The 18,113-nt window shown below is 34.5% G+C and carries 16 protein-coding genes and 1 tRNA gene; 5 read left to right on the forward strand and 12 right to left on the reverse strand.

From position 1 onward, the window contains the following. Positions 1-25: 25 nt before the first annotated feature. The 5 genes from ASD98_RS09850 to ASD98_RS09870 all read left to right on the forward strand — a co-directional run bounded on the left by ASD98_RS09850 (position 26) and on the right by ASD98_RS09870 (position 7,211). The gene (locus tag ASD98_RS09850; protein WP_056203668.1) at positions 26-1,618 is read left to right on the forward strand and encodes a RagB/SusD family nutrient uptake outer membrane protein; all 1,593 of its coding nucleotides are present in this window, start codon (positions 26-28) and stop codon (positions 1,616-1,618) included. Positions 1,619-1,693: 75 nt separating this feature from the next. After that, positions 1,694-2,788, forward strand: coding sequence for an endo-1,4-beta-xylanase (locus ASD98_RS09855; protein ID WP_056203671.1), 1,095 nt, complete (start codon positions 1,694-1,696; stop codon positions 2,786-2,788). Positions 2,789-2,986: 198 nt separating this feature from the next. Continuing rightward, positions 2,987-3,886 carry a PKD domain-containing protein gene (locus ASD98_RS09860; protein WP_056203674.1) on the forward strand — a complete coding sequence of 300 codons (900 nt, stop codon included), beginning with the start codon at positions 2,987-2,989 and terminating at the stop codon, positions 3,884-3,886. A gap of 79 nt (positions 3,887-3,965) precedes the next feature. Then, the gene (locus tag ASD98_RS09865; protein WP_056203677.1) at positions 3,966-5,375 is read left to right on the forward strand and encodes a hypothetical protein; all 1,410 of its coding nucleotides are present in this window, start codon (positions 3,966-3,968) and stop codon (positions 5,373-5,375) included. Between the two features lie 33 nt (positions 5,376-5,408). Beyond that, positions 5,409-7,211, forward strand: a complete 1,803-nt coding sequence (locus ASD98_RS09870) for a glycoside hydrolase family 2 protein (RefSeq protein ID WP_056204373.1) — start codon at positions 5,409-5,411, stop codon at positions 7,209-7,211. Between the two features lie 854 nt (positions 7,212-8,065). Here the strand turns inward: ASD98_RS09870 and ASD98_RS09875 are convergent. From ASD98_RS09875 to ASD98_RS09930, 12 genes are all read right to left on the reverse strand, one after another. Continuing rightward, complete coding sequence (locus tag ASD98_RS09875) at positions 8,066-8,677, reverse strand: hypothetical protein (RefSeq protein ID WP_056203681.1); 612 nt, start codon at positions 8,675-8,677, stop codon at positions 8,066-8,068. 260 nt (positions 8,678-8,937) lie between these two features. Beyond that, a tRNA-Ser gene (locus ASD98_RS09880) sits at positions 8,938-9,025 on the reverse strand. A gap of 162 nt (positions 9,026-9,187) precedes the next feature. Then, on the reverse strand, positions 9,188-9,586 hold the full coding sequence (locus tag ASD98_RS09885; protein WP_056203684.1) for an acyl-CoA thioesterase: 399 nt from the start codon (positions 9,584-9,586) through the stop codon (positions 9,188-9,190). Positions 9,587-9,591: 5 nt separating this feature from the next. Further along, on the reverse strand, positions 9,592-10,722 hold the full coding sequence (gene ribB / locus ASD98_RS09890; RefSeq protein WP_056203687.1) for a 3,4-dihydroxy-2-butanone-4-phosphate synthase: 1,131 nt from the start codon (positions 10,720-10,722) through the stop codon (positions 9,592-9,594). Between the two features lie 2 nt (positions 10,723-10,724). Next, complete coding sequence (locus ASD98_RS09895; protein WP_056203690.1) at positions 10,725-12,182, reverse strand: LptF/LptG family permease; 1,458 nt, start codon at positions 12,180-12,182, stop codon at positions 10,725-10,727. An 8-nt stretch (positions 12,183-12,190) separates the two neighbouring features. Next, positions 12,191-12,883: an outer membrane lipoprotein carrier protein LolA gene (locus tag ASD98_RS09900; RefSeq protein ID WP_082577837.1), complete on the reverse strand. Its 693-nt coding sequence runs from the start codon at positions 12,881-12,883 to the stop codon at positions 12,191-12,193. Positions 12,884-12,890: 7 nt separating this feature from the next. Continuing rightward, positions 12,891-15,344, reverse strand: coding sequence for a DNA translocase FtsK (locus tag ASD98_RS09905; protein WP_056203692.1), 2,454 nt, complete (start codon positions 15,342-15,344; stop codon positions 12,891-12,893). Positions 15,345-15,357: 13 nt separating this feature from the next. After that, positions 15,358-15,732 (reverse strand): diacylglycerol kinase, encoded by a 375-nt coding sequence (locus ASD98_RS09910; RefSeq protein WP_056203696.1) that lies wholly within the window; start codon positions 15,730-15,732, stop codon positions 15,358-15,360. A 13-nt stretch (positions 15,733-15,745) separates the two neighbouring features. Then, positions 15,746-16,243, reverse strand: a complete 498-nt coding sequence (gene tpx / locus ASD98_RS09915) for a thiol peroxidase (protein ID WP_056203700.1) — start codon at positions 16,241-16,243, stop codon at positions 15,746-15,748. 365 nt (positions 16,244-16,608) lie between these two features. Then, positions 16,609-16,866: a hypothetical protein gene (locus ASD98_RS09920; RefSeq protein WP_042566605.1), complete on the reverse strand. Its 258-nt coding sequence runs from the start codon at positions 16,864-16,866 to the stop codon at positions 16,609-16,611. A 109-nt stretch (positions 16,867-16,975) separates the two neighbouring features. Then, a complete protein-coding gene (locus ASD98_RS09925; protein ID WP_007805605.1) occupies positions 16,976-17,284 on the reverse strand; it encodes a co-chaperone YbbN in 309 nt (102 codons plus the stop codon). 190 nt (positions 17,285-17,474) lie between these two features. Continuing rightward, positions 17,475-18,113: a peroxiredoxin gene (locus ASD98_RS09930; RefSeq protein WP_031453682.1), complete on the reverse strand. Its 639-nt coding sequence runs from the start codon at positions 18,111-18,113 to the stop codon at positions 17,475-17,477.

Raw genomic sequence — 18,113 nt, forward strand, 5'->3', positions numbered from 1 at the left:
ATAAATAAAAAAATACGACAAGATCATGAAAAATATAAATTTTCTATTTGTTTTGGTTTCCGTGCTTTCTTTAGGACTTACTTCTTGTGAAGACTTTTTGGAAGAAGAGGTAAAAGATCAAATTTCGGTAGATTATATCTACAGTTCTCCAGCCGGATTAGAAGTTGGAGTAAATGCACTTTACAACCAGATGCGATACTACAATCTGCCATCTGGAGACAACAGCGATTTATGGGGTAATGTTTTCTTTATGGTCGCAACCGATTTAGGATTGCACAGAACATGGAATACGCCTTACGGAACAGGTCACAATCCGGCTGCATTTACTGGCTCAAAATGGATTCAGGGCTATAAAATTATCGACAGATGTTCTGCTATTATTACATCGGCAAGATCTATAAAAATGGATGAAAATGCCAAGAAAAAATTAGTAGCGCAGGCACGTGTTATTAGAGGTGAATTATATCTGGATTTAAAACAAATGTATGGAGGAATTTTGATCGACACCATTCCAACAACACCTGAAAATATTAATGATGCAGTAGAATACAAAGTAGCCAGCGATGCTGATGTTTACCGGTTAATTGATGCCGATTTAGATTATGCGATTGCTAATCTTCCGTTTAAGGTAGATGCCGGACGTTACGGACAAGGTGTTGCCAGACACATACGCGGTAAAAGCGCTTTATGGCAGGAAGACTGGGCAGGGGCTGCTTCACAATTTGATGCCATCATTAATGACGGAACACACGGTTTGGTACCCTTGGCTGAGGTTTGGGGACAAAATGGAAATCATAAAGAATCACTTTTTACCTATCAAAAAGATTTTTTATTAGGCCCGGATGATAATTTAGCCGGAGGCGGCGGATCTTGGCTGGGAAGCGTTTTTACACAAAGAACCTACGAATTAAATGCAAGCGAACTGATTCAGGATGTGGCTTATGGAGGTCAGGCTTTAGGATGGTTTTATCCAAATAATTATTTAAAATCACTTTACGATCAGGCAAATGACTTAAGATTTAAAACCTATTATTATTCCGATAATTATCAGGATTATAAAATTAATGTGCCGGGAAATCCAAAATTCGGACAGCCAATAACGAATCCGGCAATTGCGGCTCCAAACGGAAATTACAGAGCCTGGCACTGGAGTTTGAAAAAATACCACGATACCGAAAAACTGCCTATGACCTCTAACAGTTACAAAGATTATATGTACTACAGACTGGCAGAAACGTATTTATTGGCATCAGAAGCACATCATAATCTGGGCAACGATACAAAAGCATTAGCTTATCTAAACAAAGTAAGAAGAAGAGGGTATACAGGAAACCCGGACAGTAATGTAACAACTTATGACATCACGGTTTGGACTTTGAACAATTATTTAGATGAATCAGCGAGAGAATTAGCATTCGAAAACAACAGATGGTTTCTCTTAAAAAGATTAGGGCTTTTGGTCGAAAGACAAAATTTGTATTTCCGTTCAAGTCCATCCGGAACTATTTCTGGCGAAGTACCTCTAAAAATGACTCCGGCAATGGTCAATATGCCAATTCCGCAAAGTCAGATTGATTTAATGGGAAAACCGGCAGGATTTAATGTAGGCTATAATTAAGGTTAAAGTTAGTAATTAACCCGATCCGGGAATCAAAGTAAAATTTAATTTCCGGATCAAATAAAAAATAACACGATGATAAATAAACAATATATTTTAGGTGCATTGACCGCTTTGTTGTTTGCCTCTTGCAGCAACGACGAAAAAGTAGTTTTTATTAACGCAGATGATAATGGAGCTCCGGTAAATCCGACTCCAGTATTGACTTTAAAAGAAAAAGCAAAGTTTAAAATTGGTGCAGCAGTTAAAATGAAAGATCTTCAAGGAGAACCCAATTTAAAAAATGCAGTGCTAAAGCATTACAGCCAAATTACGGCCGAGTATGAAATGAAAATGGCAAGTATCTGGACTTCTGAAACAGCATATAATTATACAGCGGGCGATTATCTGGTAAATTTTGCCAAAGATAATAATCTGCAAGTTCACGGACATACCTTGGTTTGGTACGATTCATTTCCGCAGTGGTTTAAAAATGCCAAATACGATTCGATTGCATTTGAAGCCAAAGTCAAAATTTATATTACTGATGTTGTAGGGCATTATAAAGGAAAAGTAAAAAGCTGGGACGTAGTAAATGAAGTTTTTGCAGATGGCGGTGCTTTAAGAAACGAAACCGTTATAAATCCTCTTTTTAAAGATCCAATTGGATTCTATGGAAGATGTTTTAGATACGCAAAAGCAGCCGATCCCGATGCTAAATTATTTTACAATGATTACAGCGTAGTTATTGATGCAGGAAAAAGAACTGCTATTAAAAAAATGGTAACAAGATTTAAAGCGAATGGAGTTCCAATTGATGGTGTAGGAGATCAGTTTCATTACGCAACTGATACTAACAGACAAACCATGAAAACCGGTTTTACAGATCTTGCCTCTACAGGATTACTAATTCATATTTCAGAATTAGACATTAAAGTAAATACCGGCAAATCAGATTCGTATGTATTTAATGATGCCGAAGCTCAAAAACAGTCAGAAACCTATAAATACATTACCACAATGTATGAGGAGCTGCCTCAAAATCAAAAATTTGCCATTTCAACCTGGGGTGTAACCGATAAATATACCTGGCTCACAAGTTTTTGGCACTCAAAAGAATATCCGCTGCTTTTAGATGCTGATTATAATAAGAAACCAGCCTATCAAGGATTTTTAGACGGATTAAAATAGCGTTTTTAGAATATAGAGTATAGAAAATAGAAAATAGAATATAGAAAATAGAGGCAAGAAGCAAGATTTGAAGAGAAGTCTTTCCTCTTTCTTCAAATTCTCTTAAAAAAAGCAAAAGCAAAACAAGATTAAATGAGAAATCTTTCCTCTTTGCTCTTTCTTCTATTCTCTCAAAAAAATAACCAAAAAAAAGAAATCATGACCATAAAACTAAATCATATAGCTAAATTAAAATATCTCTTTTTAGTACTTTCAATAGGTTTATTTTCCTGTGAGGAAGATGTACGTGAAGTTTATCTTTATAATAAAGGAAAATTAGAAGCAGTTTCGACTAGTACCTCGATTAAGGCAGGAGAAACTGTAACCTATACCGATTCGTCGACCAAAATACGTGCTATTAAATGGACATTTCAGGGTGGATCACCGGGTTCATCAATAGATCCGAATGTTGAGGTAAAATATACTAAAGGCGGCTCCTTTACAACGACTTTAGAAATCACCTTTGTTGATAATACAATACAAAAGAAAACATTTGCTGTTGAGGTTGAAGCGCCGGCAATTCCTCCGATTGTAGTGCCTGTAGATGGATTAAAAATCTATTCTGATAATCCAGATTTTACAAAAACGGCACCTGTTTTAAACTGGGTTTCAAGTAACCAGTTTGTGATAAAAGAAACTGCTGATGGAGGATACGAAGCCGCTTACAGAACTTTTTCACTTCCGGCAGCACCTCCGGCAGCCGAAGCAAAATGGGCAATGGCAATTTTACAATTTGTCAATGTTACTGATATTTCATCTTATACGCACATCAATATGGCAGTAAGAACGACCAGTACAGGAAAAATCAGATTCAGAATGAAAGATGCGAGTAACACAGGTTATGTAGAATTTGATGCAACAAGTAATCTTTACGGTTTAAAAAGGGATGGAAACTGGAATATGGTTAAAATTCCAATTGCAGATTATAAAAAACAAAATCCACTTTTAGATTTAACTAAAATCAAAGATATTTTGGTTTTAAGAAGCGTTGATCCGGAAGATGTAAGGTCTTTAAATAACTACACTTTCGATATTGATCATATCTATTTATCGAAGTAAAAATTCAAAATACAATTTGGGACAGTGAATTGCTGTCCCAAAATTTCTTTTCAAATCTCCCATATTAAAAACTAATGTAATGAAGCATTTTCTTTATGCAGTATTCTGTTTTATAAACCTGATTTCTCTGCAAGCACAAAATACTATTGCCTATCAAAAAGTCGAAGCCAGACAAAATGCCTTAGATCCAAAATGGGTATCATATGAAGCTAAAACAGTTGATGAACTTCCCGGATTTAAAATTAAAAAGCAAGGAACCATTTCTATTTACGGCGGATCAAAAGCCTGGCAGAAAGAAGCAACTGGATTTTTTAGAACCGAAAAAATTGACAATAGATGGTGGATTATCGATCCCGAAGGTTATCCGTTTATTTATAAAGGAGTTGCCGTTTTTAATGCGGGTCGTTCTGTAAATCAGCAAAAATCATTCGATAAAAAATTTGGAAGTCCGGAAAATTGGCTGAAACAAGAATCAAAATTACTTCGCGAGAATGGATTTAACGGAGTAGGTGCGTGGTCGAATGTAGACTTGATTAGAAAAGGAGAAAATCCTTTGGTTTATACCGTAATTATTTCGCCAATGGGAATGTATCATTCCGATCATATTAAAAAATATGGTGGAAAATATAAAGAAGCCAGCTGGCAGAATTACCGTTTTGATTTGGTTATGGTTTTTGACAAAGAGTTTGATGCCTATATTGAAAAATCAGTAAAAGACGTTTCTCAATATAAAAATGATAAGTATTTGATGGGTTATTTTACAGATAATGAACTGCCGTGGTATAACGACGCATTAGATAAACATTTAACTTTATTGGCCAAAGATGAACAAGGATATATCGCTGCAAAAGAATGGTTAGATCAAAGAAAAGGTTTTGATGCTTCGGCCTCAGACATTACTCAGGAAGACCGAATGGCATTTACCGCTTTTTATTTTGAAACCTATATGAAAAAAGTAACGCAGGCACTTCGAAAAGCAGATCCTAATCATCTTTATTTAGGATGTCGTTTTAATCAGGATAAAGAGCAGGAATTAACGAATCCGGAGATTTTTAAGGTTGCCGGAAAGTACATGGATATCATTTCGATCAACCATTACAGAAAATGGGAGCCGAGTCAGGATTTAATGAATAAATGGGGCGAATGGTCAGGAAAACCATTTTTAATTACAGAATGGTACACCAAAGGAGAAGATTCAGGTTTGCCAAATAATACGGGTGCCGGATGGCTCGTTCGAACTCAAAAAGAGAGAGGACTTTTTTACCAGAATTTCACTTTAGAATTACTTAAAAATAAAAATTCGGTTGGCTGGCATTGGTTTAAATATATGGACAACGATCCGGAAGATTTGAGTACTGATTATTCAAACAGAGATTCAAATAAAGGCATTGTAAATAGTGCATTTAAACCTTATGCGCCTTTATTAAACGAGATGAAAATAATTAATGATAACGCGTTTGAATTGACACGTTATTTTGATAAGAAATAGAAAATTGTATTAAAAAATAAAATGATTTTAGCTATGAGAAAAATAATAATGCTGTGTTTTACTTTTCTGATTTTTGGAAAAATGATGGCACAGGAAATTCCGTTACTATCGAATATTTCATCTCGAAATAATATTAACTTAAACGGAAAATGGAGTTATATCGTAGACCCGCTCGAAAACGGATATTATGATTATCGTTTAATGCCCTTTAAAAACAACGGATTTTTTGAAAATAAAAAATTCAATACCACAGATTTAACCGAATATAATTTTGCAACTTCTGCTACGATGGATATTCCGTCTGATTGGAATTCAAAAGACGAAAGATTGTTTTTTTATGAAGGAACAGTTTGGTTTCAGAAAGACTTTAATTATAAAAAAGAGGCTCAAACCAAAGGGATTCTTCATTTTGGAGCAGTCAATTACGATGCGAAAGTATATGTAAACGGAAAATTAGCAGGAAGCCACGTTGGAGGTTATACACCATTCAATTTTGATGTGACCAATTTATTAGTAGACGGAAATAACTTTGTCGTGGTAAAAGTGGATAACAAACGTCATAAAGATAATGTTCCAACGGTAAACATGGATTGGTGGAATTATGGCGGAATTACAAGAGACGTTACTTTAGCTCAGGTTCCAAATACGTATATTGAAGATTATCTGGTTCAATTAGACAAAAAAGAAAAAGGAAAAATTTCCGGCTGGGTGAAGCTGAATAGCGAAACGGCAAATCAATCGCTTTCTGTTTCAATTCCCGAATTAAAAATAAAAAAGAACATTACAACCGATGCAAAAGGAATCGCGTATTTTGAAATAAAAGGAAATCCGGTTTTATGGACACCGGAAAAACCAAAATTGTACGACGTAACTATAAACAAAGCTGATGAAAATATAAACGACAAAATTGGTTTTAGAACAATTGAAACCAAAGGAAAAGAAATTCTGTTAAACGGAAAAAAAGTCTTTTTACGTGGAATTAGTATTCATGAAGAAGCCCCTTTTAGATCTGGAAGAGCCTGGTCTCAGGAAGATGCGGTTACCTTACTAACCTGGGCAAAAGAACTAGGTTGTAATTATGTTCGTCTGGCGCATTATCCGCATAATGAAAACATGGTAAAAGAAGCTGAAAAAATGGGATTAATGATTTGGTCAGAAGTTCCGGTATATTGGACAATTTCATGGACAAATCCAGATACGTATGCCAATGCCGAACGTCAGTTGCACGATATGATTTACAGAGATAAAAACCGCTGCGGAATTGTAATCTGGTCTATTGCCAATGAAACACCACATGGAGACGACAGAGATGTTTTCCTAAGCAAATTAGCAAAATATGCGCGTACACAGGACAATTCCCGTTTAATTAGTATGGCAATGGAAGTAACTAAAAGCCCTAACAATATCAATACACTGCAGGATAATATGAATGAATATGTAGATATTGTAAGTTTCAACCAATATTTAGGCTGGTATAGAGGAACGAATGAATCCTGTAAAGATATGCAGTGGGTAATTCCGTATAATAAACCCGTTATTGTTAGTGAATTTGGAGGCGAAGCTTTACAAGGATTACACGGCGACAAAAAAGAGCGCTGGAACGAAGAATATCAAGAAGAACTGTACATTCAAAACACACAAATGTTTAATCGAATTGAAGGCTTAGCGGGAGTATCCCCATGGATTCTTGTAGACTTTAGATCACCAAGAAGACAATTGACCAACATTCAGGATTTCTTTAACCGCAAAGGTTTAATTTCAAACACAGGAATTAAAAAGAAAGCTTTTTATGTGATGAAGGATTGGTATGCACAGAAAGAAGAGGAATATAAATAAAAGGAGTTTTAGATAAACTGAAAAACCTTCAAAGTCAGAAATGATTTTGGAGGTTTTTTGTTTTGAATTTTTTTTTGATTTGAGATGATGTTTAAATGACTGCACCTCATATTTGTTGAGTTTATATTTTTTGCAATATTAAAAATTTTCTCCAAGGGTTCGAATCCCTCTTTCTCCGCAGAACTTGAAACCTGTAACAAATGTTAGGGTTTTGCTTTTTTATATCTTTTCTCTTTTACTGTAGCTTTTAGCATTTGATTAAAAGAGAAAGAGGCTCCGCCACCTGTATCGAAAGCACCAGCAAACACTGGGTGTTATGTTATGTCAAAAAAAGCAGGGTCACTAATAGGGCACTCTTGAAATTCTTGGGTTTACTAACCTCTGTAAATGTAGGAAAAAAAATCGAGAAATGGCTGGAGAATTTCGAAAAAATGCGATTTTATCTTTATCAATTATTCAGCATTTCGTTTGTAAAAGAATACTTTGATTTTTACTTTGCTTTATGAACAAGTCATTCATAAATTAATTTAGAGAAGGCTCTCGTGTGTTTATCTAAAGCTTCATCAAGCACTGAGATCTTTTATTCACAAAAACGAGTAACAATTCAATAACTCTTTAATTCGCCAATTTTTCACATCATATAATGATAATGTGCAGATTATCGATAAAAAACATAATATTAACAGGATTTTTTTGTATTAGTTTGTTTTGGCTGTAAGTTTGTATTTATCTGATTTTTATTGTTTTATACTTTAATGCGCTGCGATATATTAAAAGAAATAAAATTATTAAGCCTAAAGAAGCAAAGAAAGATAAGTGCTAGATTTTTCTGTTAGCTGTTAGGCAAACAAATGCTATAATAAACTAGGAAAAGAATCTGCATAAGCATTTTTTATACCTATACATGCAATCTGCTCTTTAAAACTGCTCTCATACTTGAGGAACTGCTCCAGTTTAAAGACAAATGAGCTTGATAGCTCAGATGCTGGCATATCTTCCTTTTTGTAGTTGCTACTGATGAAGCTTAAAAGCAGATCTTTTGCCCTTTTGTACTTCTGCAGAGAAGCCGGTGCGCGCTCTCCTGAGTTAACTCTTTTGGTGAAAAATAAGTTGTAAGTGTCCATAATCTCAATTATGGTTGGGCCTTCAGGCTGGTCGATTTTGACTTTTCCTGTGAGTTCAGCTTTTAATAATTCCAAGTCAACTTCAGGGTCAATCCTGAAGAGTTCAGTAAACTTTTTTTCGGCATTAAGCTGCATCAGATCAAGTAAACTTTTAATTACCTTCTCTTTTTCCGCCTTCAATGTATTTTTTAAGTGGTTTGTCTGAATCCATCTTTCTTTCGAGATGAATTTTCCCGAGGCGATTGTAATTATTTTGTTTTTATAAGAAAGTCTTAGAATAATAGAGCTTTCTCCATCTCGATTAACTCTGCCGGATTTTAGCAGAAAAATTGTTTTTAACATGTTATCTAATTTTAAAATTAATAATCAAATTGAATTAATAATTTTAAGAGAGCCCATTGATAGCAGGGAATTCCCAGGGAATTCTTTTGCTTTAGTGGTCCAATTTCGAGAAAAAAGATCTCAAAAAAACTGGGTTACTAATTGTGCCACCATTCTTTGATAAAACATGTGCTTTTTGAAAAGTATGCAAAAACAAAAAAGCCTTTAAACACTAGTGTTTAAAGGCTTTTGACTTTTAAAGTTTCTTTTGAAACTTCTACTGGCGGAGAAAGAGGGATTCGAACCCCCGGACCTGTTACAGTCAACAGTTTTCAAGACTGCCGCATTCGACCGCTCTGCCATTTCTCCAGTATGTCGCTATCATTTCGTGATTGCGAGTGCAAATATAAGACGGTTTTTCGGTTCTCAAAACTTTTTTTGGACTTTTTTTGGACTTTTTTTGAAAGTTTTTTTAAATAATTTTCAAGTGTCTAATTATCAGTATTTCCGAAAAAGAGATTTTTGAAAAAATTAATTTAAGTTGTCCAAAATAGGCGTTGGTTTTTTGTTTTCATCAACAGCAACAAACGAAAAAGTTCCTGAAACTACCGTTTCGCGAAGCTCAGAATACATTTGTTCCATAAAAATATCTACGTGAATTTTACAGCTCGTTCTTCCAACACTTACAACTTTTGCTACCAATTCGATTAAAGTTCCTGCCGGAATCGCCTTTTTGAAATCAATTTGACCTGTAGATATCGTAACAACTTTTTTACGGCTGAAACGTGTGGCACAAATAAAAGCCACTTCGTCCATTAAATGAAGCGCAGTTCCGCCAAATAAAGTATCATAATGATTCGTTGTGCTTGGGAAAACCGCTTTAAAAATATGTGTTTCAGATTTTAAAATTCTTTCTTCTAATGTACCCATAAAGATTAATAAGTTACGTATTCAGTGATTTCAAGGCCATATCCAATCATTCCAACGCGTTTCGTTTGTTCAGTGTTCGAAACCAATCTAATCTTAGAAATATCAATATCATGAAGGATTTGAGCTCCAATTCCGTAATCTTTACTATCTATGATAACTTTTGGTGCTTTTAATGTTCCTTGTGCTTGTAATGTCTTAAGTTCAGAAATTCTGTTTAATAAATTTACAGCTGTCATATCTTGGTTAATAAAAATAACCGCACCTTTACCATGTTCATTAATAACCTTAAACATATCGTCTAACTGCTGTTCTGCATTATTAGTCAATGTTCCTAATAAATCATTATTAACCTGCGAAGAGTGAATTCTCGTCAAAATTGGTTCACCAAGATTCCATGTTCCTTTGGTTAAAGCGATATGAATTTGTTTATTTGTAGTCTGCTCGTAAGCTCTTAATCTAAAAGTTCCAAAACGGGTTTCGATATCAAAATCTTCTTTTTTAATGATAAGACTGTCATGCTGCATTCTGTAAGCGACCAAATCTTCAATCGAAACTAATTTTAAATCGAATTTCTTTGCCACTTTTATAAGTTCAGGCAAACGAGACATCGTTCCGTCTTCATTCAAAATTTCGCAGATAACACCTGCAGGTTTAAAACCTGCTAATCTTGCAAAATCAATTGCAGCTTCAGTATGTCCAGTTCTTCTTAAAACACCTCCTTGTTTAGCAATCAAAGGGAAAATATGTCCTGGGCGCGCTAAATCGTGTGGTTTTGTATTTGGGTCAACTAATGATTGTACAGTTCTAGATCTGTCAGCGGCAGAAATTCCGGTTGTTACGCCATTTCCTTTTAAATCTACAGAAACCGTAAAAGCAGTTTCCATATGATCCGTATTATTGGTAACCATAGCACGTAAGTCAAGTTCCTTGCAACGGCTTTCGGTAAGTGGTGTACAGATTAATCCACGTCCGTGTGTAGCCATGAAATTGATCATATCAGGAGTAACTTTTTCAGCTGCTGCTAAAAAGTCACCTTCATTTTCGCGATCTTCATCATCAACTACTATGATTACTTTACCTTGACGAATATCTTCTATAGCTTCTTCAATGGTATTAAGTTGAATTTTTGTTGACATAATTATTGTTTGTTTTGAGCTGGTGAAAACCGCTCGGAAATTTTTTGAAATAGTTGTGATATTGGAGTCGTTATCGCATCAAAATTAATTAATCCATTATCGTTTGTGGCGCGATACGTTAATAATATAGCTAATGGAGAAAGGATAAATGATGACATCCATGAACCCATAAAAGGAGTCATTCCGCCTTCCTGCGATAATCTTTTTCCAAAAGTATTGATGAAATGAAAAGTAATAAAAATTAATACCGCAAAAACAATGGGTAAACCAAGTCCGCCTTTTCTGATAATAGCTCCTAGAGGCGCACCAATAAAGAACATTAAGAAACATGCAAAAGCAATAACAAACTTTTCATACAATGCAGTTAAGTGTTTGTTGATGTCACGCTGTTTGTCCTTTAAATCTTTTTGGGTTGATTCGATAGAGAAGATGTTGCTGGTAACGTTACTGCTTGCCATTTTTAGAACATCAACTTTTTCTTTATTGTTGTATAAAGACAGAAGGTCACTTGGTAAAGGTTTTTTCTTTTTCGCCTTATCATTAACCAGAGAGCTTGATCTTCTAAATCCAACACGCTGATTTATATTCTCAGAAAATGAAACAATTTCATTATCCAGATTCTTGTTTAATGAATCTAAAGTATAACGTAATTCATTAACATTAAGCATTGCATTTGTACCGGCAATACTTTCTTTACTGTCGTCAACCTTATTTAATTCAGATAAATCGATATTAATGATATGCTTTTTAAAAGCTCCTTTTATAAAGGGAAGTTTAGAACGGTCTTCGTATTTTTTTGGAGTAACATCCTGATAATAATAACCATCATTTAAAACCAGTTTCAAAATACTTGATTTTTCATTACTGATTAATTCTCCGTCTTTGGCTTTTATGACCGTTTTGTTTTCTCCAAAATTATTAGCCTTTTCGTGAATAGTTACACCCGTTAGAATATTTCCGTTTTCGCCAGATTTTTTGTTGACTTTAATGTTGTAGGTTCCAACATCATTAAACTGGCCTTCGGCAATTGCCATAGCAGGTTTTGCCTGTGCGATATTTTTACGGAAGTTCACAAACTTATATTCGGCGAAGGGAATAACATTATTGGCAAACCAAAATGCCACAATACTCAAAACGAATATAAAAATAATTAAAACCCGCATTGCTCTTTGAAGGGAGATTCCAGATGATTTCATGGCAGCAAATTCATAATTCTCGGCTAAATTTCCGAAAGTCATGATGGAAGCCAAAAGAACCGATAAAGGTAAAACCAGCGGGATAATACGAGGCATAGAAAAAAGCAGGAATTTCACGACCAATAATAAGTCGAGATCTTTACCTGCTAGTTCTGATATAAATAGCCATACTGTTTGCAGTATGAATATGAAAAAAAGGATTACAAATACCGTAGTAAATGTAACTAAGAATGTTTTTAATAAGTATTTGTCTAGAATTTTCAACCTTCTGATTAATCTAATTTATTGATGTAGTATTTCGGGTATTTACTCGCTACAAAGGTAAATTGATTTTTTGATAATGGCTGGTTGGTTTTAAAAGAATTAACGGTTAAAGTTGTTTTTGTTCCGTTTTTTCCTGTTTCAATCAAATTATAGATGTGTTTTGTCTGAACATCAATGCCTAAAAGAATTTCTTTTCTTTGATCTTTTCCAGTAGTTGGTACTAACTTAATGTATTGAATCTTTCTTCCTTTTACATTTTGTACAATATCCATATTGTATTTATAACCAGAATTAAAGAAAGTCAGCATTTTTGAAGGCGTAATAGCATTGTCGTCCTTTTCGTTTACTTTAGAAACTGTAACCTCTTCGTCTTCAGGAACAATTGTATACGTTTTTTGTCCGTCGAAAATTTTAGTAACGCCCATAAAATTCAATACATATTGATTTCCTTTCATGGTTACATTTCCTTTACTGTCTTGGTTAATGTTCTCTTTTGCATTATTTAGAGAGTATTTAAAATCAATAACAATATTATCGTAGCTTTTTATTTTAGTAGTCACTTCGTTCAATAAATCTTTGGCTTTTTTATCCTGAGCTTGAATAGAAGTGAAGCTCAAAAGCAAAATAACTGCCATTTGAAAACACTTTTTAGTCATGTTAGTGATAGAATTGTTTTTGATTTCCTGAATGTTTGTTCTCATGATTGGATTAATTTTGTTCATTATTAAAGAATTGATCAAGAGCACTTAAATCTAAAATGTTCACACTTCTTGCTTTACTGCCTTCAAACGGTCCAACAATTCCTGCTGCTTCCAGCTGATCGATCAAACGACCGGCTCTGTTGTAACCTAATTTTAATTTTCTTTGCAGTAATGAAGCAGAACCTTGCTGTGCATTAACAATAATCTCTGCAGCTTCTCTAAATAAGGTATCTCTTTCGGAAATATCCATATCAAGATTGATGCCACTTTCTTCTCCAACAAACTCCGGAAGCAAATATGCTGTGGCATATGCCTTTTGTGAACCAATAAAATCCGTAATTTTTTCGACCTCCGGCGTGTCTATAAATGCACATTGTACACGCGTTACGTCATTTCCGTTGGTATACAATAAATCTCCACGTCCAATTAACTGATCAGCTCCCTGAGTATCTAAAATCGTTCTCGAATCAATTTTTGAAGTTACCCTAAACGCAATTCTAGCAGGGAAGTTGGCTTTAATTAAACCTGTAATAACGTTTACAGATGGTCTTTGTGTAGCAATAATTAAGTGAATACCAATAGCACGCGCCAGCTGTGCCAAACGAGCGATCGGAACTTCGACTTCTTTTCCAGCCGTCATAATCAAATCGGCGAACTCATCGACAACCAAAACAATGTAAGGTAAAAATCGGTGTCCGGCTTCCGGATTTAATTTTCTTGCTTTGAATTTTTCATTGTACTCTTTGATATTACGAACCATTGCATCCTTTAATAAAGAATAACGGTTATCCATTTCAGTACAAAGCGAATTCAAAGTATTGACCACTTTTGCGTTATCTGTAATAATAGCATCTTCCGTATCTGGAAGTTTCGCTAAATAATGTCTTTCTATTTTATTGAAAAGTGTAAGCTCTACTTTTTTCGGATCGACTAAAACAAATTTTACTTCTGCCGGATGTTTTTTGTATAAAAGCGAAGTTAAAACCGCATTTAATCCAACCGATTTTCCTTGTCCTGTTGCACCTGCCATCAATAAGTGAGGCATTTTGGCAAGATCAACCACAAAAGTTTCGTTCGAAATTGTTTTTCCTAAAGCAATTGGCAGTTCCATTTCGGCTTCCTGAAATTTAGCCGAACCAATAACGCTTTTCATGGAAACCATAGTAGGGTTCTTGTTTGGAACCTCAATACCAATTGTTCCTTTTCCGGGGATTGGCGCAATAATACGAATTCCTAAAGCTGATAATGACAATGCAATATCGTCTTCTAAGCTTTTAATTTTAGAGATTCTGATTCCGGCTTCCGGTACAATTTCGTATAAAGTTACCGATGGACCAACGGTTGCCTTAATCTGTGCAATTTCAATTTTATAGTTACGAAGAGTATCTACAATTTTATTTTTATTTTCTTCTAATTCTTCCTGATTAATGGTAATTCCTCCTGTCGAATATTCTTTTAATAAATCGATAGTTGGGAATTTATAATTGGATAAATCCAAAGTCGGGTCAAATAATCCAAAATCTGCAACAAGGCGAGAAGCAAGGTTTTCTTCAATAATATCTTCTTCCTCGGCTTTTTCAATAACAAATTCTTCCGTATGTGGAGCAGTTTCTGTTACTGGATTTACATTCATCTGCACAGGTTTTAAAACCGGATTCAAATCAATTTCTGATGAATGATTGATAGTTGGTTTTAAAGCTTCTTTGTTGATTTCAAATTGAGTATCATCTGTTTTTAAATGAATATTGTCCAGTTCAGGATCTTCTTCAATTGCAAATTCTTCTAAATTATAAGCGCTTTCAGGTTCTTGATCTTGTTGAGGTTTTTTGATCGAATTTAATTCAGATTTCAATTCGTTTTTAGTCGAATCAAAATAAGACTGAATTTTTTCCGGAGATACTTTTATTTTGAAAATCAAATAAACAATCAGCCCAAAAAGTAAGGTCAATAAAGTTCCCGTTTTCCCGATATAATCCTGAAGGAAAAGATTGAGCTCATAGCCAATTGTTCCTCCTAATTCTGGTGCCGAAGTAGCAAAAAAGCCAAATAAAATGGAAACTACGATAATGGCAAATAAATCCCAGAACCAAGTGTTTTTTAATTTTTTGGTCGAAAGTTCTAATGCCAGAAATAATCCGGTTAAAAAGAATAAACGAACGATTATAAAAGAGGCAAGACCGAAACCTCGATATACAATTAAGTCTGCAAGAAAAGCCCCGAATTTTCCGAGCCAGTTTTGCACCACTTCGTCACGATCCCCAATTTGAGTAACGGCACTTTGGTCTGTCTGCCATTGTCCGTTGACATAAAAAGAAATAAATGCAACTAATAATGCAATAGAAAAGAGTACCAAAAGGCAGCCCAAAACAAATTTTTGTTGTTTGGATAATGTCCAGGATCTAATGCTGGCGACTTTTGATTCGGTTTTTTTGTCTACAGTTTCTTTTTTTGTTTTTGCCATTCTTGCGTTCCGCCTATATAAATTTTGGAATATAAATTATCAAACCAATCGCTATTGCTGTCATGGCGGCAAAAAATACCGCTCCAGCAGCAATATCTTTAATAAACCCAATTCGTCTGCTGTAATCGGGATGGATAAAATCGGCAATTTTTTCAACGGCCGTGTTTAATCCTTCAATGCTTAAAACCAAACCAATGGCTAAGGTTTGACATAGCCATTCGGTTTGAGAAATATGAAAATAGAACCCCGCAATGGTCATAACAATTCCCAATGTGAATTGAACCATAACGCTGTGTTCTGTTCTTATTAATTTTACGGCACCTTTAAAAGCGTAAGTTACACTCTTTAAGCGACCCGTAACAAAAGTATTATCTTTTTGAAACTCCATTTAGTGGAAAATATTATAGTGCGGCTAAAGCTGCTTCGTAATTTGGTTCGTTTGCAATTTCTGCAACTTGTTCTGTATGAGTAATTGTTCCGTTTGCATCCACAACAATGATAACTCTTGAGTGTAAACCTGCTAAAGGTCCGTCAGTGATTTCTAAACCATTTGCTTTACCAAAACTTCCTGTTTGAAAATCAGATAAGTTTACTACATTTTCTAAACCTTCTGCACCACAAAAACGCTTTTGAGCGAAAGGTAAATCTCTTGAAATACATAAAACAGTAGTATTTTCTAATCCGCTTGCACTTTGGTTGAATTTTCTAACAGATGCTGCGCAAGTTCCAGTATCAACACTTGGAAAGATGTTTAAAACTAATTTTTTGCCAGCGAAATTACTTAAAGAAGCGACTGATAAATCGTTTTGTACTAATTTGAAGTCAGCTAATTTTGAACCAACTGCTGGTAATTCGCCTGATGTATGAACTGGATTTCCTCCTAATGTGATTGAAGCCATGATTTTTGTTTAAATTAATGAGGCTCAAAAGTAAGGATTAATATTTGAATCTAAAAGTATTTGTTAAGGGTTTAAGGTGAGATTAAGAGAGAGGTTTTGATGGCCTGTATTCATGTTGGTTTGCGTGTATATGGCACACAGATGACGCAGATTAAACGGATTTAATATGTCATTGCGAGGAACGAAGCAATCTCATCCAGATTAGAGATTTTTATGTTTATCCAATTTGCTTTTGATAGTGAGGTTGCTTCGTTTCTCGCAATGATTTTGCGTTTGTTTAAATTATAAACAAAAAAAGCGTCTCTTATTCAGAAACGCTTTCTCAGTCATGTTTTTTTGTTTTTTTATTTGAAAAAGAGCCCGATCTATTTATCGATTGAACCTAAAACACGTTTCATAAACGCGTTTAAAGCTTCTTTTTTATCGGTTCCCTGAGAAACCATTTTGTGTACTTCAAGAGCACCGTACATATTCGAAATCAATTCGCCAATTACATCTAATTCTTCGTCTTTAAGAGAAGGAATTTCGGTCATAGCTTCGAGAACTTCGATCGTTTCAATGATATAATCCTGATCGTTTTCTTCGATGAATTGCGTTAACTGCTTTATTACTGGTAATTTCATGTTTAGATTTCTTAGATTTTTAGACATTCTTAGACTCCTTAGACTTTTTTAAAGTTTGTAGACAACTTCTAAGAAGTCTAAAAATCTAAGCCAGTCTAACTAATCTAATTTAAGCAATTGCGTTTACCAAGTCGATTAAAACTTCTTGTTTGTTGGTTTGCGTTTCGCCAACTAATTGTCCGTTTACGAAAGTTGCAAATGTAGGCAGGTTGCTCACATTAGCTAATTTTCTTGATTCAGGAGAATTTTCTGCATCAACCAAAACAAAAGTGATAGCTTCATTTTCTGTTGCTAATTTTTTGAATTTTGGTTTCATAATACGGCAGTTTCCACACCATGAAGCTGAATATTGTACTACTACTTTTTCGTTTTTAGCAACTAAATCTGCTAATGTATCTTCGTTTAAGTCGATTAACATAGTTTTTATTTTTTGAGATTCTAAGGTGCTAAGATTTTAAGGTTCTAAGTTTTTTTTGTTGAACCTTTACTTTCTTTGCACTATAATTTTTTTGAGATTTTTTTGAAGATAAAAGATTTCTAAGTTACCAAGGCCTAAGAATAAATCTCAGAACCTTAGCATCTTAGTATCTTAGAAACTAATTAAAAAATTAGTTTGCGCTTAAGTATTCAGCAGTACTAACTCTGTCTGCAGACATAGCTTCTTTTCCAGCTTCCCAGTTTGCAGGGCAAACTTCACCTTTAGTCTGGATGTGAGTGTAAGCGTCAACCATTCTTAGGTATTCATTTACGTTACGTCCTAATGGCATATCGTTTACACTTTCGTGGAAGATTTTTCCAGTTTCGTCAATAAGGTAAGTAGCTCTGTAAGTTACGTTTGAACCTTCAACAATTACTGAATCAGTATCTTCGCTGTAGCTTGTAGATTCGATATCAAGAATACCTAAAATGTTAGCTAAATTACGGTTTGTATCAGCTAAGATTGGGTAAGTAACACCTTCGATTCCACCATTGTTTTTTGGAGTATTTAACCAGGCAAAGTGAACTTCGTTTGTGTCACAAGAAGCACCAATTACGATAGTATTTCTTTTTTCAAATTCTGGTAATGCAGCTTGAAAGGCGTGTAATTCAGTTGGGCAAACAAAAGTGAAATCTTTTGGGTACCAAAACAATAATACTTTTTTGTTGTTGTTTACTGCTTCTTCAAAAATGTTGATTTTTAAATTATCACCCATTTCTGAGATAGCATCTACTGCAATACTTGGGAATTTTTTTCCTACTAAAGACAT

Origin of the sequence: Flavobacterium sp. Root186, assembly GCF_001428525.1 — a bacterium.
Lineage (GTDB): Bacteria > Bacteroidota > Bacteroidia > Flavobacteriales > Flavobacteriaceae > Flavobacterium.

Bases quoted from the DNA above. Each gene is read 5' to 3' on its own strand.
- ASD98_RS09850 (WP_056203668.1), top strand. From the start codon at position 26: ATGAAAAATATAAATTTTCTATTTGTTTTGGTTTCCGTGCTTTCTTTA.
- ASD98_RS09855 (WP_056203671.1), top strand. From the start codon at position 1,694: ATGATAAATAAACAATATATTTTAGGTGCATTGACCGCTTTGTTGTTT.
- ASD98_RS09860 (WP_056203674.1), top strand. From the start codon at position 2,987: ATGACCATAAAACTAAATCATATAGCTAAATTAAAATATCTCTTTTTA.
- ASD98_RS09865 (WP_056203677.1), top strand. From the start codon at position 3,966: ATGAAGCATTTTCTTTATGCAGTATTCTGTTTTATAAACCTGATTTCT.
- ASD98_RS09870 (WP_056204373.1), top strand. From the start codon at position 5,409: ATGAGAAAAATAATAATGCTGTGTTTTACTTTTCTGATTTTTGGAAAA.
- ASD98_RS09875 (WP_056203681.1), bottom strand. From the start codon at position 8,677: ATGTTAAAAACAATTTTTCTGCTAAAATCCGGCAGAGTTAATCGAGAT.
- ASD98_RS09885 (WP_056203684.1), bottom strand. From the start codon at position 9,586: ATGGGTACATTAGAAGAAAGAATTTTAAAATCTGAAACACATATTTTT.
- ribB (WP_056203687.1), bottom strand. From the start codon at position 10,722: ATGTCAACAAAAATTCAACTTAATACCATTGAAGAAGCTATAGAAGAT.
- ASD98_RS09900 (WP_082577837.1), bottom strand. From the start codon at position 12,883: ATGAGAACAAACATTCAGGAAATCAAAAACAATTCTATCACTAACATG.
- ASD98_RS09905 (WP_056203692.1), bottom strand. From the start codon at position 15,344: ATGGCAAAAACAAAAAAAGAAACTGTAGACAAAAAAACCGAATCAAAA.
- ASD98_RS09910 (WP_056203696.1), bottom strand. From the start codon at position 15,732: ATGGAGTTTCAAAAAGATAATACTTTTGTTACGGGTCGCTTAAAGAGT.
- tpx (WP_056203700.1), bottom strand. From the start codon at position 16,243: ATGGCTTCAATCACATTAGGAGGAAATCCAGTTCATACATCAGGCGAA.
- ASD98_RS09920 (WP_042566605.1), bottom strand. From the start codon at position 16,866: ATGAAATTACCAGTAATAAAGCAGTTAACGCAATTCATCGAAGAAAAC.
- ASD98_RS09925 (WP_007805605.1), bottom strand. From the start codon at position 17,284: ATGTTAATCGACTTAAACGAAGATACATTAGCAGATTTAGTTGCTAAA.
- ASD98_RS09930 (WP_031453682.1), bottom strand. From the start codon at position 18,113: ATGTCTTTAGTAGGAAAAAAATTCCCAAGTATTGCAGTAGATGCTATC.